The organism is Croceibacterium atlanticum (genome assembly GCF_001008165.2).
In the GTDB taxonomy this organism is placed as follows: domain Bacteria; phylum Pseudomonadota; class Alphaproteobacteria; order Sphingomonadales; family Sphingomonadaceae; genus Croceibacterium_C; species Croceibacterium_C atlanticum.
The window spans coordinates 1,379,702-1,394,956 of the sequence record NZ_CP011452.2 but is presented as its reverse complement, the minus strand read 5'-3'; the positions used below and the strand labels follow the sequence as shown (position 1 = coordinate 1,394,956).

Annotated in this window: 13 protein-coding genes; all 13 read left to right on the top strand. The window is 63.9% G+C overall.

Annotation, left to right across the window (positions count from 1 at the left end; genetic code table 11):
* Window position 1 precedes the first annotated feature (1 nt).
* The 13 genes from mraY (at window position 2) to proC (ending at window position 15,227) form a co-directional block, all read left to right on the top strand.
* Window positions 2-1,072, top strand: coding sequence for a phospho-N-acetylmuramoyl-pentapeptide-transferase (gene mraY, locus WYH_RS06625; protein ID WP_046903216.1), 1,071 nt, complete (start codon window positions 2-4; stop codon window positions 1,070-1,072).
* On the top strand, window positions 1,069-2,427 hold the full coding sequence (gene murD / locus WYH_RS06620; RefSeq protein ID WP_046903215.1) for a UDP-N-acetylmuramoyl-L-alanine--D-glutamate ligase: 1,359 nt from the start codon (window positions 1,069-1,071) through the stop codon (window positions 2,425-2,427). Before mraY ends, murD begins: the two co-directional genes overlap by 4 nt.
* Window positions 2,424-3,647, top strand: coding sequence for an FtsW/RodA/SpoVE family cell cycle protein (locus WYH_RS06615; RefSeq protein ID WP_046903214.1), 1,224 nt, complete (start codon window positions 2,424-2,426; stop codon window positions 3,645-3,647). The genes murD and WYH_RS06615 overlap by 4 nt, the downstream gene beginning before the upstream one ends.
* Entirely contained in the window at window positions 3,644-4,819 is a 1,176-nt protein-coding gene (murG, locus tag WYH_RS06610) for an undecaprenyldiphospho-muramoylpentapeptide beta-N-acetylglucosaminyltransferase (protein WP_046903213.1), read from the top strand. The genes WYH_RS06615 and murG overlap by 4 nt, the downstream gene beginning before the upstream one ends.
* The gene (gene murC, locus WYH_RS06605) at window positions 4,816-6,255 is read left to right on the top strand and encodes a UDP-N-acetylmuramate--L-alanine ligase (RefSeq protein WP_046903212.1); all 1,440 of its coding nucleotides are present in this window, start codon (window positions 4,816-4,818) and stop codon (window positions 6,253-6,255) included. Before murG ends, murC begins: the two co-directional genes overlap by 4 nt.
* Window positions 6,252-7,211 carry a UDP-N-acetylmuramate dehydrogenase gene (gene murB, locus WYH_RS06600; RefSeq protein WP_082348075.1) on the top strand — a complete coding sequence of 320 codons (960 nt, stop codon included), beginning with the start codon at window positions 6,252-6,254 and terminating at the stop codon, window positions 7,209-7,211. Before murC ends, murB begins: the two co-directional genes overlap by 4 nt.
* Window positions 7,208-8,179 (top strand): D-alanine--D-alanine ligase, encoded by a 972-nt coding sequence (locus tag WYH_RS06595; RefSeq protein ID WP_046903211.1) that lies wholly within the window; start codon window positions 7,208-7,210, stop codon window positions 8,177-8,179. The genes murB and WYH_RS06595 overlap by 4 nt, the downstream gene beginning before the upstream one ends.
* Window positions 8,179-9,090 carry a cell division protein FtsQ/DivIB gene (locus tag WYH_RS06590; protein ID WP_046903210.1) on the top strand — a complete coding sequence of 304 codons (912 nt, stop codon included), beginning with the start codon at window positions 8,179-8,181 and terminating at the stop codon, window positions 9,088-9,090. The genes WYH_RS06595 and WYH_RS06590 overlap by 1 nt, the downstream gene beginning before the upstream one ends.
* Entirely contained in the window at window positions 9,090-10,385 is a 1,296-nt protein-coding gene (gene ftsA / locus WYH_RS06585; protein ID WP_046903209.1) for a cell division protein FtsA, read from the top strand. Before WYH_RS06590 ends, ftsA begins: the two co-directional genes overlap by 1 nt.
* 133 nt (window positions 10,386-10,518) lie before the next feature.
* A complete protein-coding gene (gene ftsZ, locus WYH_RS06580) occupies window positions 10,519-12,147 on the top strand; it encodes a cell division protein FtsZ (RefSeq protein WP_046903208.1) in 1,629 nt (542 codons plus the stop codon).
* 47 nt (window positions 12,148-12,194) lie between these two features.
* Window positions 12,195-13,706, top strand: a complete 1,512-nt coding sequence (locus WYH_RS06575) for a tetratricopeptide repeat protein (RefSeq protein WP_053833432.1) — start codon at window positions 12,195-12,197, stop codon at window positions 13,704-13,706.
* Between the two features lie 136 nt (window positions 13,707-13,842).
* Window positions 13,843-14,346 (top strand): type III secretion system chaperone family protein, encoded by a 504-nt coding sequence (locus WYH_RS06570; protein WP_046903207.1) that lies wholly within the window; start codon window positions 13,843-13,845, stop codon window positions 14,344-14,346.
* A 74-nt stretch (window positions 14,347-14,420) separates the two neighbouring features.
* Window positions 14,421-15,227: a pyrroline-5-carboxylate reductase gene (gene proC / locus WYH_RS06565; protein WP_046903206.1), complete on the top strand. Its 807-nt coding sequence runs from the start codon at window positions 14,421-14,423 to the stop codon at window positions 15,225-15,227.
* Window positions 15,228-15,255: the final 28 nt, after the last annotated feature.

The window sequence follows — 15,255 nt, the reverse complement described above, 5'->3', positions numbered from 1 at the left end:
AGTGCTTTATCTGCTCGCACAATGGCTTGAATTCGAAGGTCTGTTCAATCTCGTTCGCTATCAGACTTTCCGTGCAGGGGCGACCTTGCTCACGGCGATGGTGCTTGGCCTGCTGATCGGGCCGCGTTTCATCAACATGCTGCGCGTCCGGCAGGGCAAGGGGCAACCGATCCGGGAAGACGGGCCGAAAACCCATCTGGCCAAAGTCGGCACGCCCACCATGGGCGGGCTGATGATCCTGATCGCGCTGGTCATTTCCATGCTGCTGTGGATGGATCCCTACAGCCCGCTGGTCTGGGCCTGCCTGGCAGTGACGGCGGGTTTCGGCCTGATCGGATTTCTCGATGATTTCGACAAGGTGACCAAGAAAAGCCACAAGGGCGTTTCCGGCAAGGTCCGCCTTCTGCTGGAATTCATCGTTGCGGGCATCGCTGCCTGGATCATCGTTGGGCAGATCAGCACCGATCTCTATGTGCCTTTCTTCTCCGGCCGTTCCGTGCCGCTGGGGCCGTTCTATTATGTCTTTGCCGCAACGGTGATCGTCGGCTTCGGCAATGCGGTGAACCTGACTGATGGGCTGGACGGGCTGGCCACCATGCCCGTGGTGATCGCGGCGGGCGCCTTTGCCATCATCTGCTACCTGGTCGGGCGCGTGGACTTCACGGCCTATCTCGGCATTCCCTATGTAGAGGGGGCCGGTGAACTGGCGATCTTCTGCGCCGGAATCATGGGGGCGGGTCTTGCCTTCCTGTGGTTCAACGCGCCGCCGGCCGCTGTCTTCATGGGCGATACGGGCAGCCTGGCCCTGGGCGGTGCGCTGGGCGCGATTGCCGTCGCGTCGCATCACGAAATCGTCCTGCTGATCATTGGCGGCCTGTTCGTGATGGAAACCGCCAGCGTCATAATCCAGGTCTTCTGGTTCAAGCGGACGGGCAAGCGGATTTTTCGCATGGCGCCGATCCACCATCATTTCGAACAGCTCGGCTGGAAGGAATCGACCGTGGTGATCCGTTTCTGGATCATCGCCATCGTCCTTGCCGTGCTTGGTCTGGCTACGCTGAAGCTCAGATGATCACTGCCTCCGCCTTTTCCGGCAAGCGCTACTTCGTGCTTGGCCTCGCCCGGTCCGGGATGGCGGTGGTGGAAACACTGCTGGCAAGCGGCGCCGCGGTGACGGCGTGGGACCGGCGTGAAAGCCCGCGCGAGGAACTGGCCGGGAGGGTGGAATTCGCCGATCCGCTGGCGGTGGATCTTTTGGGCATGGATGGCATCGTGCTTTCGCCCGGTGTGCCGCTGAATACCCATCCCATCGTGGAACGTGCCCGTGAAGCGGGTGTGCCGCTGATCGGCGATATCGAGCTGTTCGCCATGGCGCGGCCTGAACTGCCGCCGCACAAGGTGATCGGCATTACCGGCACCAATGGAAAATCGACCACGACCGCGCTTGTCCGGCACCTGCTGGAACAGGCGGGCGTCCCGGCCCGCATGGGCGGCAATATCGGCCTGCCCATCCTGGCGGAAGAGCCACTGGCCGAAGGCGGCGCCTATGTGCTGGAACTTTCCAGTTACCAGATCGATCTGACCCGTTCTCTGGCTTGCGAAGCGGCGGCACTGACCAATATCACGCCTGACCATCTGGACCGTTATGATGGTTTTGAAGCCTATGCCGCTTCCAAGGCGCGCCTGTTTGCCATGCAGGGTGCCGGGCAGTTCGCCGTTTTCGGTTGTGCCGATCCGGCAACTTGCGTGGTGCAGCAGGCGGAAGCCCAGCGGCGCGGGGCGGAACGTGCGATCTGCGCCGATCTTGAAGGCCTGCGCGATCACCAGGCCGATTGGCCTTCGCTGCAAGGTCCCCATAATCTGCAGAATGCCGCGATCGCCGCGGCATTGGTGCTGGAACTGGGGATGGGGCGGGATCAATTGCTGGCCGGCCTCGCCAGTTTTCGCGGCTTGCCCCACAGGATGGAACGGCTCGGCGAATTTGACGGCGTTCTTTATGTGAATGACAGCAAGGCGACCAATCCGGCCTCCACCGCGCCGGCGCTGGCCGCCTTTCCCCCGGATCCGGAACGGCGCGTGCACTGGATCTGCGGCGGCCTGCCCAAGGCGGACGATCTGGACGAATGCGCCCCGGCTTTCGGCAATATCGCCTGCGCCTATACGATAGGGGAAGCAGGGCCGCGCTTTGCCAGCATATTGGAAGGCCAGATGCCGGTGGAACGCTGCGAAATGCTGAGCGAGGCAGTGCGCCGTGCGAATGAGGCATCCCGGCCCGGCGATGTCGTGCTGTTCTCCCCCGCATGCGCCAGTTTCGACCAGTTTCGCGATTATGAAACGCGGGGTGAATGTTTCCGCCGGCTCGTGGCCGGCATTACCGGGCAGCCCGGTGCGGATTGCCCGGTTCCAATGGCCGGAACCGCTTCATGACCCTGGCGCGCCCCTATGTCTCGCGCCAGGGTGACCTGCGCCAGCGAGGCGCGCAGTTCCCCAATACGCGCAAGCGCCGCCTGCAGATCTGGTGGCGGGAGATTGACCGCGTCCTCCTGTCGCTGGTGCTGCTGCTGATGGCGATCGGATCGGTCGCCGTCGCGGCTTCTTCCCCGGCCAGTGCGCGCCGCCTTTCGGGTGCCGCCGGGACTCTGCCCGATCTATATTTCTTCTGGCTGCACCTGCGGTTCCAGTTGCTGGGCCTGATGGTTCTGTTCGTCACTTCGCTGATGCCGCGTGAATGGGTCCGCCGGGGCGGCATACTTCTGGCTGCCGCCATGTTCCTGGCATTATGCCTCGTGCCGATAATCGGTACGGAGGTGAATGGCGCGCGGCGCTGGATCAATATCGGCATGTCCTTCCAGCCCAGCGAATTCCTGAAACCGGCCTTTGCCGTGCTCTGCGCATGGATCCTGTCCTGGCGGGTGCGCGATCCGGAACTGCCGGTCATCCCGATCAGCGTGGCACTGCTGGCGGCCATTATCACGTTGCTGATGATGCAGCCCAATCTGGGGGAGGCGATCCTGTTTGCCGGCGTGTGGTTCGTGCTGGCCATGCTGGCGGGGCTGCCGCTGCAACGCATCGCGATCCTGGTGGGCGGCGGCACGGCGTGCATCGCCCTGGCCTATATGTTCTATGACAATGCCCGCCACCGTATCGATTCCTTCCTTGGCGGGGGCACCGCATTCGACCAGGTGGATCTGGCCAGCCGCACATTGCTGGCCGGTGGCTGGACGGGCAGCGGTTTGTGGCTCGGCACGCAGAAGATGCGTCTGCCCGAAGCGCATACCGACTATATTTTCTCCGTAATCGGGGAGGAATTCGGCCTGCTGGTTTGCGGTCTGATCGTGGTTCTCTATCTCGCCATTGTGCTGCGCATTTTCGTGCGCCTGCTGAGCGAGGACAATCTGTTCATCATCCTATCCGCAGCCGGTCTTACCGCCCTTTTCGGCGGGCAGGCCTTCATCAATATCATGGTCAATCTGCAACTCTTCCCATCCAAGGGCACGACCCTGCCGCTGATCAGCTATGGCGGGTCTTCCACCATTGCCCAATGTTTCGCCATCGGCCTGCTGCTGGCGATCACGCGGCGTAATCCGTATCTTCAGCGTGAGAAGTTCGATCTTCGCAACGCCCTGGAGAAGGAGGCCGGGCAATGAACACGGTATCACGCCATTTCGTCCTCGCCGCGGGTGGGACAGGCGGCCATCTGACGCCGGCCTTCGCGCTGGCGCAGGAACTGGTGCAGCGCGGCCACCATGTCGCGCTGATCACGGATGAACGGGGCGCCGCCATTCCCGGCAAGCCCGATTTCCTGCCTGCCCATGTCCTGCCAGCCGGGCGGTTCGGCAAGAACCCGCTGCGCTGGCCGACCGCGATTTCCGCCGTGCTGAAGGGGCGGGCCATGGCCAGGCGGCTGTATGAGAGCTTCCAGCCGACCGCCGTGGTCGGTTTCGGCGGCTATCCGGCCCTGCCTGCCCTGTTGGCCGCGCGTTCTGCCGGCGTGCCCTCCGTCATCCATGAACAGAATGCCGTGCTGGGCCGGGTCAACCGCCTGCTGGCTGGCCGCGTGGATGCAATCGCCACCGCTTATGAAGAGGTGGACCGGCTGAAGCCCGCTTTCCTGGCCAAGACGCATGTGGTGGGCAATCCCGTGCGGGCGGAAGTGCTGGCGCTGCGCAACGAACCTTTCCCCGCTTTCACCGCGGATGGATTGCTGCGCGTGCTGGTGACCGGCGGCAGCCAGGGGGCGCGCGTCCTGTCCGAAATCGTGCCTGATGGGCTGGCGATGTTGCAGCCTGCCTTGCGCAGCCGCTTGCAGGTGACGCAGCAATGCCGCCCGGAAGATCTGGAGGCAGTGCGCGCCCGCTATGCCAATCACGATATTCCTGCCGAGCTGGGCAGCTATTTCCAGGATATGCATGTCCGGCTGGGTGATGCGCATCTGTTCATCGGCCGCGCCGGCGCATCCACCATTGCCGAACTGACGGCGGTGGGCCGCCCGGCGATACTGGTGCCGCTGCCCATTGCCACGGATGATCACCAGGCCGCGAATACGCGCGAAATGGTGAAGGCGGGCGGGGCCCGCTCCATCCGGCAGGAACGCTTCACCGCCAAGGAACTGGCCAAGCAGATCCAGGCCATGGCCCAGCATCCTGAAACACTGGCCACGGCGGCCCATGCGGCGTGGAATTGCGGGCGGCCCGATGCGGCTGAAAAGCTGGCGGATCTGGTCGAGAGTTTCGGTGGGGAGCCGATCCAGGACGTGATCCGCGTCGGCGCGGACAGCAAGGCGGAACTGGGCAATGCCGCGCAGGGGGCCGCGGCATGAAGGGCGTCGGCACCGATATCGGCACGATCCATTTCGTCGGCATTGGCGGCATCGGCATGTCCGGCATTGCCGAGGTGATGAACAATCTCGGCTATGAAGTGCAGGGGTCGGACATTGCGGAAGGTGCCAGCGTGGAACGGCTGCGTTCGCGCGGGATCAAGGTCGCCATCGGGCACCGTGCGGAAAATCTCGGCGATGCGGCTGTGGTTGTCACTTCCACTGCGGTGAAGCGGGATAATCCCGAAGTCGCCGCCGCGCTGGAAGCGCGCATTCCCGTGGTGCGCCGGGCGGAAATGCTGGCCGAATTGATGCGGCTGAAACGCACCGTCGCCGTTGCCGGAACGCACGGCAAGACGACCACGACCAGCATGGTCGCCGCGCTGCTGGATGCGGGCGGGGTGGATCCCACGGTCATCAATGGCGGGATCATCGAAAGCTACGGTTCCAACGCCCGGCTCGGCGATAGCGAGTGGATGGTGGTGGAAGCCGATGAAAGCGACGGCAGCTTCCTGCGGCTGGATGGCACTTTCGCGGTCGTGACCAATATCGATCCCGAACATCTCGATCATTACGGCAGTTTCGACGCGGTGAAGGAAGCCTTCGTCGAATTCATCGAGAACGTGCCCTTCTATGGCGCGGCGGTGCTGTGCATCGATCATCCCGAAGTGCAGAAAGTCATCGCGCGCGTGCGGGACCGGCGCGTGATCACTTATGGCTTTTCGGCGCAGGCCGATTGGCGGGCGGAAAATGTCCGGCCGCATGAAGGCGGCAATCTGTTCGATGCGCTGCATACGGATCGTGACGGGAAACAGCATCGCATTGCCGATATCGCCTTGCCCATGCCGGGCCGCCACAATGTGCAGAATGCACTGGCGGCGATTGCCGTGGCGGTGGAGCTTGGCTGTCCCGACGATACGATCCGTTCCGGCTTCGCCCGGTTCGGCGGCGTGCGGCGGCGCTTTACCCGTGTGGGCGAAGTGGCCGGGGCGACCATTATCGACGATTACGGCCATCACCCGGTGGAAATCCGCGCCGTGCTTTCCGCCGCGCGGGAGGCCGCGCGCGGCCGCGTGATCGCCGTTGCCCAGCCGCATCGCTACACCAGGCTGCGCGACTTGCTGGGCGATTTCCAATCCGCCTTCAACGATGCGGACATGGTCTATGTCGCGCCGGTCTATGCCGCCGGGGAAGATCCGATCGCGGGGGTAGATGCGGCCGCTCTTGTTGCCGGCCTCAAGGATCGCGGCCACCGCTTTGCCGCCGAAGTTTCCGGACCGGACGATCTGGCGGAACGGCTGGCGGGCGTTATTGCCGATGGCGATATGGTTGTCTGCCTCGGCGCGGGCGACATCACGAAATGGGCGGCGGAACTGGCCGCGAATATCGAAGCGCATATGAGCGCCTCCGCACCCGGTCGGGCCGGGGGCGCGGCATGAACCAGGCCGATGAATTCCTGCCGGGGGAAGGCAATGCCCCCGGTGCCGGCGATGAAAGCAGCAATGCCGGTGTTGTCGCCGCCGAAGTGCGCGGCAAGCTGACCCGCAACGCCCCGCTGGACAGGCTGGTCTGGTTCAAGAGCGGCGGCCCGGCGGACTGGCTGTTCGAACCGGCCGATCTGGACGATCTGATTGCCTTCCTTTCCCGCCAGGAAGAAGGCACGCCGGTGATGGCGCTGGGCCTGGGTTCCAACCTGATTGTCCGCGATGGCGGCATTCCCGGCGTTGTCGTGCGGCTGGGCAAGCCCTTTGCCACGGTCGAGGTGCAGCGGGATAATGTGCTGGAATGCGGCGGCGGCGCCAGCGGCATTCTCGTCGCCTCCACCGCGCGCGATGCGGGCATTGCCGGGCTGGAATTCCTGCGCGGCATACCGGGCACGGTGGGCGGCTTCGTTCGCATGAATGGCGGCGCCTATGGCCGCGAAGTGGCGGATATATTGCTGGATTGCGTGGTCGTGCTGCCCAATGGTGAATGCGTGAACATCCCGGCGGCCGATCTGGAATACAGCTATCGCCATTCGCGCCTGCCCGACGGGGCGATCGTGGTGTCCGCCCGGTTCAAGGGCACGCCCGGCGATCCGGCGGAAATCGGTGCGGAGATGGACCGCATCGCCCATGCGCGCGAGGAAACGCAGCCTCTGCGCAGCAAGACCGGCGGTTCCACCTTCAAGAACCCGGAAGGGGACAAGGCGTGGCGGCTGGTCGATGCGGCGGGATGCCGCGGATTGAAGATGGGCGGCGCGCAAGTGAGTGAAAAGCACGCCAATTTCCTGATAAATACCGGCGATGCGACCAGCAGCGATATTGAAGGCCTGGGCGAGGAAGTGCGCCGCCGCGTGTCGGAAAGCCAGGGCGTGAACCTGGAATGGGAAATCAAGCGGGTGGGCCGGCCATGAGCGTGAAACTCCCCAAACTGCATGTTGCTGTCCTGATGGGCGGCTGGGCCAATGAACGCGAAGTCTCGCTGATGAGCGGGAAGGGCGTGGCCGATGCGCTGGAAATCAAGGGGCATCGCGTTACCCGGATCGACATGGGCCGCGATATTGCAGCCCGCCTGGCCGAAGCCGCGCCGGACGTGGTGTTCAACGCGCTGCATGGCGTTCCGGGCGAAGACGGGACGGTGCAGGGCATGATGGACCTGATGGGCATTCCCTATACCCATTCCGGCCTCGCCACTTCCGTGATCGCGATCGACAAGGAACTGACCAAGCACGCGCTGGTGCCGCATGGCGTGCCCATGCCGGGCGGACGGATCGTGCGTAGCGAGGATTTGTACGAGGGCGACCCGCTGGCGCGCCCCTATGTGCTCAAGCCCGTGAACGAAGGATCGTCCGTCGGCGTCGCCATCGTCACGGAAGAAAGCAATTACGGCAATCCAATCCGCCGCGATGCGCGCGGACCGTGGCAGGAATTTTCCAGCCTGCTGGCCGAACCCTATATTCGCGGGCGGGAACTGACCACGGCCGTGCTGGGCGACCGGGCGCTGATGGTGACGGAGCTGGTGCCGAAAAGCGGCTTCTACGATTTCGACGCCAAATATACCGATGGCATGACCGAACATGTCTGCCCGGCGAAGATCCCGCCGGAGATCGAGAAATTGTGCCTCGATTATGCGCTGAAGGCGCACCGCCTGCTGGGCTGCCGCGGCACCAGCCGGTCCGATTTCCGCTGGGATGATGAACGGGGCGAAGACGGGCTGTTCCTGCTGGAAACCAATACCCAGCCGGGGATGACGCCGCTCAGCCTCGTGCCCGAACAGGCGCGCCATTGCGGCATCGATTATGCCGATCTGGTGGAGATCATCATTGCCGATGCGCTGACTTTCTTTGGCAAATTGCCCCCTGAATCCGGGAAGGCCGGCTGATGGCGCAGACGATCCGCCGGGGGGCGAAGACCGTGCGCCGGCAGGCGCGGGCGCAGGGCAACAAGACCAAGGTGCGCAAGGCGCGGGCGCAGACCAATTCGCTGATCGATGCGTTGATGCGCGTGCTCCCCTTTACAGAGGAGCAATTGCACAAGTTCTTCCTTGCGGTGATCCTGGGGCTGCTGCTGCTGGGCGCATGGGTGATTGCCAGCCTGGCCGGGCTGACGGATCTCGCCGGGCGGCAATTCGCGCTTTATGCCGCTGATGCCGGTTACGAAGTGCGCCGCGTTGAAGTGCGCGGGGCGGAACGGATGAACAAGCTCAAGGTTTATGAGCGGGTTCTGGGCGAGCAGGATCAGGCCATGCCGTTGGTCGATCTGGATCAGATCCGGGCTTCTTTGCTGGAACTCAACTGGGTTCACGATGCCCGCGTATCGCGCCAGCTGCCCGATACGATCGTGGTCGATATTGTGGAGCGTGAACCCCATGCCGTGCTGGAAAAGCCCAATCGGCTGGTCCTGATCGACGCGACCGGGCATGAACTGGAACCCGTTTCCAAGGCAGATGCCAAGGGCAAGCTGCTGATTTCAGGCCCCGGCGCCCAGCAACAAGTGGAAGCGTTGACGAAGCTGCTGGATGCGGCCCCTGCGTTGAAACCGCAGGTGACGGGTGCCGAATGGGTGGGTAATCGGCGCTGGAACCTGACTTTCAAGACCGGGCAGGCACTGGCCCTGCCGCAGGGCGAACAGAAAGCCGCCACCGCATTGATGAGCTTCGCCCGGCTGGACGGGGTGAACCGCCTGCTGGGCGGCAAGGTCGTGGCGTTCGACATGCGCACGCCCGAACGCATCTATATGCGCGTGCCGGGCCGGGCCCAGGAAGAGCTGGATATGAGGGAAGGGGGGATCTGATGGCCAGCCAGCCACGCATTTCGCGCGTATTCGGCGCGGTCAATATCGGGTCTTTTCGCATTTCCGCCATGATCGCCGGTCTTTCCGAAAACGGCGAAATGATCGTGCTGGGCAGCGGCCATCGCGCGGCGCAGGGCATCAAGCGCGGCTATGTCACCGATATGGCGGCCGCCACCTATGCCGTGCGGGATGCGATCGAACGGGCGGAAAGGCTGGCCGGGACCAGCGTGGCCAGTGTGTGGATCGGCTGTTCCGGTGCCGGCCTTGCCAGCCAGATCCAGCCGGTAGAGATCGAAATCGGCGGGCGCCGGATCGAGGACGAGGATATCGAACATCTGCTCGTCGCCGCGCGCGACAGCATAGAGCCGGATGGCCGCATGATTCTGCACGCCCTCCCGGCCTGCTATTTCCTCGATGGTGCGGACGGCGTGAACAATCCCCGCGGGCTTCATGCGGACCGGCTGGGCGTCGATATTCACGTGATGCTGGCTGACGGCGCGCCGATGCGCAATGTCACGGAAGCGGTGCAGAACGCCCATCTCGAAGTGGAAGGTGTGGTCGCCTCGCCCCTTGCCACCGGTTATGCCTGTCTCACCGCGGAAGAGCGGGATCTGGGCGTTGCGCTGGTGGAACTCGGGGCCGAAGTCACCAATGTATCCGTCTATACCGGCGGAATGCTGGTGGGCTTGGCCGCGATCCCGCGCGGATCGGCCGATATCACCGATGCCGTGGCCAACGCCTTCGGCATTCGCCGTTTCCAGGCGGAACGTCTGAAATGCGTCAACGGATCGGCCATTGCCAGCCCGGCCGACCACCGGGAGATGATCCCCGTGAACGGGCCGGGGGATGATCAATCCGGCCCCTTTGCACGCGGCGCGGATGACAAGAACCGCATTCCCCGTTCCGAACTGATCGGCGTGATCACGGGCGAACTTGACCAATTGACCGGACAGATCGGCAAGGCGCTGGAAACGCTTGGTTTCAGTGCGACAAATGGTGGCGCACGCGGGCGCCAGGTCGTACTTACAGGCGGCGGCGCGGAAATGGCCGGACTGGCTGATTATACGCAGGCTGCGCTGGGCAATCCGGTTCGTATTGGCCAGCCGCCGCAACTGAAGGGCTTGCCGGAAGCACATTCCGTCCCCGGCTTCGCGACACTGGCCGGTCTGGTGCTCTATGCGGCTGCCGATCCGGTGGACATTCGCACCGTCGGTTCCCGCTTCCAGTCAACCTCCCGCCTGGCCGGGGTGGCCATGATGCAGCGCATCTGGGGGGCGATGAAGGAATATTTCTGATGCCGGCATGGGGGAACGCGCCCCTGCGCATGGCTGTGGATAGCTTTATTTAGCTTTTGCGCCGGTGATTCGCTTTGTGGCACAAGCGGTACACCAAGAACTAACAACAAGGCCTCCCCAAGGAGAGCATGGAATGAGCATCAATATCGGCCCGCCATCGGTTGAAGAACTTCGCCCGCGTATCACGGTGATCGGCGTCGGCGGCGCCGGCGGCAATGCTATCGCGAACATGATCGAGGCGGAGATCGAAGGCGTCGATTTCATCGTCTCCAACACGGACGCGCAGGCGCTGAACAATTCGGTTGCCGAACACCGCATCCAGCTGGGGCCTGATATCACCCAGGGGCTGGGCGCCGGATCGCGCCCCGAAGTCGGCCGGGCCGCCGCGGAAGAAACCGTGGCCGAGATAGAGCGCGCGCTGGAAGGCGTGAACATGGTCTTCATCGCCGCCGGCATGGGCGGCGGCACGGGCACGGGCGCTGCGCCGGTGATCGCCGAGATCGCCCGGACGCGCGGCATCCTGACCGTGGGTGTCGTTACCAAGCCGTTCCTGTTCGAAGGCACGCGCCGTATGCGCGCGGCGGAATCGGGCATCGAGGAACTGCAGAAGCATGTCGACACGCTGATCGTCATTCCGAACCAGAACCTGTTTCTGGTTGCCAAGGCGGAAACCACCTTCAAGGAAGCGTTCCAGCTGGCCGACGAAGTGCTGCAGCAGGGCGTGCGTTCGATCACCGACCTGATGGTGATGCCGGGCCTGATCAATCTGGACTTTGCCGATGTCCGCTCCGTGATGGGCGAAATGGGCAAGGCGATGATGGGCACTGGCGAAGGCGAAGGTGAAAACCGCGCGCTGGAAGCGGCCGAACGCGCTATTGCCAACCCGCTCCTGGATGGCGTTTCCATGCAGGGCGCCAAGGGCGTGATCATCTCCATCATCGGCGGCGAGGATATGAAGCTGCTGGAGGTGGACGAAGCCGCGAACCACATTCGCGAACTGGTCGATCCCGAAGCGAACATCATCTGGGGTTCCGCATTCAACCCGGATCTCGACGGCAAGATCCGTGTCTCCGTGGTTGCCACCGGCATAGAACAGGACGCAGCGGCTGAACGGCCCGCCGCGCCGCAGCCGCAGAGCTTTGCTGCGCCGCGCGGTCCGAAGAAGCCGGTCCTGCCTCTGCCCACGGCGGAGGAACTGGCCGAAGATAGCGGCGAGAGCGAAGGCGTCGATTTCAGTCAGCCGCAACGCTTTGGCGAGGATGAAGGCCACGAAGCAGCTGCCGGAAACAGCGCGGCCGTACCCGAAGCCTATGATCCCGAAGAAAACGAATTCGGTGAAGAGGAAGATGGTGCTTCCCAGGCGGGTTTCGGCTCGCTGGCGGCAAACCATGTGGAGCGCGAGCCGGAAGGCCTTCAGCCCGAAGAGGATGAAGGTGCGCTGGAACTGACCACTGAAGCGGCTGAGGAAGAAAATGCAGCCGGCAAGGGTGACGAGCTGTTGCTCGATGCCAGCCGCCTTGCAGATCAGGACAAGCCTGTGCAGCCGCATTTCACCGGTCGGCGGAACAAGATTCTGTCCGGTGGGGATGACGCTGGCGCCAGCGGGGCGAAGGGTGGATCCGCCAGCGGCGGCAGCACCTTGTTCGAACGCATGGCCAATCTTTCCCGCAATAGCGGACCGCCCGCGGATGATGACGAGGACGAGGAGGACAATTCCTCTCTGCGTATTCCGCGGTTCCTCGGTCGGCAGAATAATCAGTAAACCGCCATTCGCACGAGGTTCACACTCGGCTGGCTAGCGGCCCAGGCATGATACGTTCGCAGAATAATTTCTCTCGCCGCAGCCTGCGGCGCGTGATGGCTTGCGCCATTATGGGGACCGCGCTGGTGCCGGTTTCCGCGCTGCAGGCGCAGGATTCTATCTCGCGCCCGGTGATCCAGGCATTGCCGAACGAAGCGACCCGGCAATTGGGCGATGCCTTGCGGGCGTTGGCGCAGGATCCGCAATCATCCGAAGCGCTTATCGATGCCGGCCTCGCTTCTCTGGCGCTGGACGATATCGACGCGGCAATGGGTTTCCTCAGCCGTGCGGAAGCGATTGCGCCGCGGGATCCGCGGATAAAGGCTGGCATGGGCGTGGCTCAGGCGCGGCAGGGGCAGGGGGCTTCTGCATTGCGCCTGTTTGCCGAGGCAGAGCAGGCGGGCGGGGCGATGGCGCCATTCGCATCGGATCGCGGGCTCGCTTATGATCTCGTGGGCGATAATGCCAATGCGCAGGCCCAGTACCGGATTGCATTGTCTCAGGCGGAAGATCCCGTCGTTCTGCGCCGGCTTGCCATAAGTCAGGCAATCTCCGGCGATCAGGCCGCGTCGGAGGCGACCTTGCTTCCAATGCTGCAGCGGCAGGATCTGTCAGCCTATCGTGCGCGCGCTTTCGCCCTCGCCATTCTGGGCAAGGCGGACGAGGCGGTGTCGATTGCCGAAACGCTGTTGCCTGAAACGCTTTCCGGCCGTCTGGGCCCCTATCTGCGTTTCATGCCGCGTCTGACGCCTGCCCAGCAGGCAGCGGCCGCCAATCTCGGCCGCTTTCCGCGCGCTGCGGATATCGGAAAGGATGCCCCGGAAGTGCTGGCCGCGGCAGGAGCGGCCCCGCCGCCGCCTGCGATGGCGCAACCGGCGCGGCAGGACCGCCTGACTCCATCCGGGGCACCTCTGGGCCCGCGCGAGAGGACGAGCGAATTGCCGCCAATCGCCGCGCAGCAGCCGGCTGCGCCAGCGCCGCAACCTGCGCCGCCTCAAGAGAATGCGCGGCCTTCCTTCGCCATTGTTGACAGCGCGGCTGAATTGCCGGCTTCGCAACCCGCTCCGCGACCGGCACCTGTGCAGCCCGCTCCCCAGCCGCCGGTCCAGGAAATCTCGCTGGCGGAAGCCTTTGCCGATTTTTCGACTCCGGCATCGGGGCCTGAACCGGCGGCGGGCGCGGTCGATATCACGACTTTTGAGCCCGTCCGCGAAAAGCCCAAGCCGCCGCCACCTCCGCCGCCTCCGCCCGAACCCAGCAGGCATTGGGTGCAGGTCGGCACGGGCCGCAATGTTTCCGCATTCGCGTTCGACTGGCGCCGGCTCAAGCGCGAGGCGGGCGGATTGCTGGACGATGCCAAGCCCTTCGTCGCGGCCTGGGGGCGGACCAACCGGCTCGTTACCGGCCCCTATCCCAGCAGCAAGGATGCGGACGAAATTGTGCGTGAATTGAAGGGCAAGGGCCTCGACAGCTTCCGCTTCACCAGTGCGGAAGGGGAGAAGGTTAGCCCGCTCGATTGAGGCGTTTCCGGTAATTTTGCACATCTTGCCAACAGGCAAGATGGTTTATGCCCAGTAACCCATTGCCGCCCGTTTGCGTCATGCCCCCGCTCCATCGCATGTGATGCACGGGATCGCGAATAACGGGAATGCATCTATGGAAATCGGGCGAGAGCCACTCGGTGAGAGCGAAGATGCCGCGCCGCTGGAAATGCTGGCGCAGCTGTTCGAAGCTCACGGCTGGCCTTGCGAATTCGTCAATGATGACGAGGTTTGCGGCGAGGTTCAGGGCAGCTGGACCACATATCAGCTACGCGGGATATGGCGGCAGGAAGATCGCGTGCTGCAATTGATCTGCCTGCCCGAAATCCGCGTGTCCGAAGCCAAGCGCAAGGATGCGTATGAACTCCTGTCCCTGATCAACGAACAGCTCTGGCTCGGCCATTTCGAAGTCTGGTCGCATGGCGGCGTGCTGCTCTATCGTCATGGCCTGATGCTGGGCGATGGTTTGCTTGGCCTGTCGACAGGCCAATTGGCGGTGGAAAGCGCGGTTGCCGAATGTGATCGGTTCTATCCGGCTTTCCAGTTCGTGCTGTGGGGGGACAAGAGCCCGCGCGCCGCGCTGGAAGCAGCGCTGGTGGATCCCGCCGGAGAGGCCTGAGTTTGCAGGGGCCGGGTGCTTTCCTCCCGGTTCAGGCATGGACAGGCGCGGCTGCCTTCGGCACATGACGTGTCATGGCTTATGATAAAATTCTTCTCGTCGGCTGCGGCAATATGGCCGGGGCCATGCTCGACGGCTGGCTGGCGGCAGGTTCTCCGCCCAGCCGTTTCACCATTGCCGATCCCGGTCTGCGCGAACCGCGCGAAGGGGTGGAAACACTCACCCAGATTCCTGAAAGCGGCGATTACGACGCTATCCTGATCGGCGTGAAGCCGCAGATGCTGGGCGATATCGCGCCTTCGGTCACGCCGCTTGTGGGACAGGGGACCGTGATCCTCTCGATCCTGGCGGGTGTGGAAGTGGATGTGCTGCAATCGCATTTTCCCACTGCGGGCGGAGTGGTGCGGGTCATGCCCAATCTGGCGGTCGCGCTTGGCAAATCGCCGCTCGCGCTGGCCGCGGGCGGGCTGGACGATGCCGGGAAGGACGGCATTCTTGACCTGTTCAGGCCGCTGGGCACGCCCGAATGGATCGACGAAAGCGAATTCGACCTGGTGACCGGGCTGGCCGGTTCCGGCCCGGCCTTCGTCTATCGCTTTATCGATTCGCTGGCGGTTGGCGCTGCCGATCTCGGCCTGGAAAAGGACAAGGCGCTGCGCCTGGCCCTGGCCATGGTGGAAGGCGCCTCTGCCCTTGCGTCCCAGTCTCCGCACAATCCGGGCGAACTGGCGCGGCGGGTGGCAAGCCCCGGTGGCACCACCCAGGCCGGGCTGGATGTGCTCGACGATGGCGATGCGATGCGCAAGCTGATGGAAGCCTGCCTGCGGGCCGCCCGCGATCGCAGCGCGGAAATGGCGCAGGAAGCGCGAAGCAAGGGATAATGCCCGTTAAGGTTCCATGCCCGGTTTT

Excerpts from the sequence above, each read along its gene's own strand:
- murG (WP_046903213.1), top strand. The coding sequence starts at position 3,644 with ATGAACACGGTATCACGCCATTTCGTCCTCGCCGCGGGTGGGACAGGC.
- WYH_RS06570 (WP_046903207.1), top strand. The coding sequence starts at position 13,843 with ATGGAAATCGGGCGAGAGCCACTCGGTGAGAGCGAAGATGCCGCGCCG.
- WYH_RS06575 (WP_053833432.1), top strand. The coding sequence starts at position 12,195 with ATGATACGTTCGCAGAATAATTTCTCTCGCCGCAGCCTGCGGCGCGTG.
- murB (WP_082348075.1), top strand. The coding sequence starts at position 6,252 with ATGAACCAGGCCGATGAATTCCTGCCGGGGGAAGGCAATGCCCCCGGT.
- WYH_RS06590 (WP_046903210.1), top strand. The coding sequence starts at position 8,179 with ATGGCGCAGACGATCCGCCGGGGGGCGAAGACCGTGCGCCGGCAGGCG.
- murC (WP_046903212.1), top strand. The coding sequence starts at position 4,816 with ATGAAGGGCGTCGGCACCGATATCGGCACGATCCATTTCGTCGGCATT.
- ftsZ (WP_046903208.1), top strand. The coding sequence starts at position 10,519 with ATGAGCATCAATATCGGCCCGCCATCGGTTGAAGAACTTCGCCCGCGT.
- WYH_RS06615 (WP_046903214.1), top strand. The coding sequence starts at position 2,424 with ATGACCCTGGCGCGCCCCTATGTCTCGCGCCAGGGTGACCTGCGCCAG.
- murD (WP_046903215.1), top strand. The coding sequence starts at position 1,069 with ATGATCACTGCCTCCGCCTTTTCCGGCAAGCGCTACTTCGTGCTTGGC.
- proC (WP_046903206.1), top strand. The coding sequence starts at position 14,421 with ATGGCTTATGATAAAATTCTTCTCGTCGGCTGCGGCAATATGGCCGGG.
- ftsA (WP_046903209.1), top strand. The coding sequence starts at position 9,090 with ATGGCCAGCCAGCCACGCATTTCGCGCGTATTCGGCGCGGTCAATATC.
- WYH_RS06595 (WP_046903211.1), top strand. The coding sequence starts at position 7,208 with ATGAGCGTGAAACTCCCCAAACTGCATGTTGCTGTCCTGATGGGCGGC.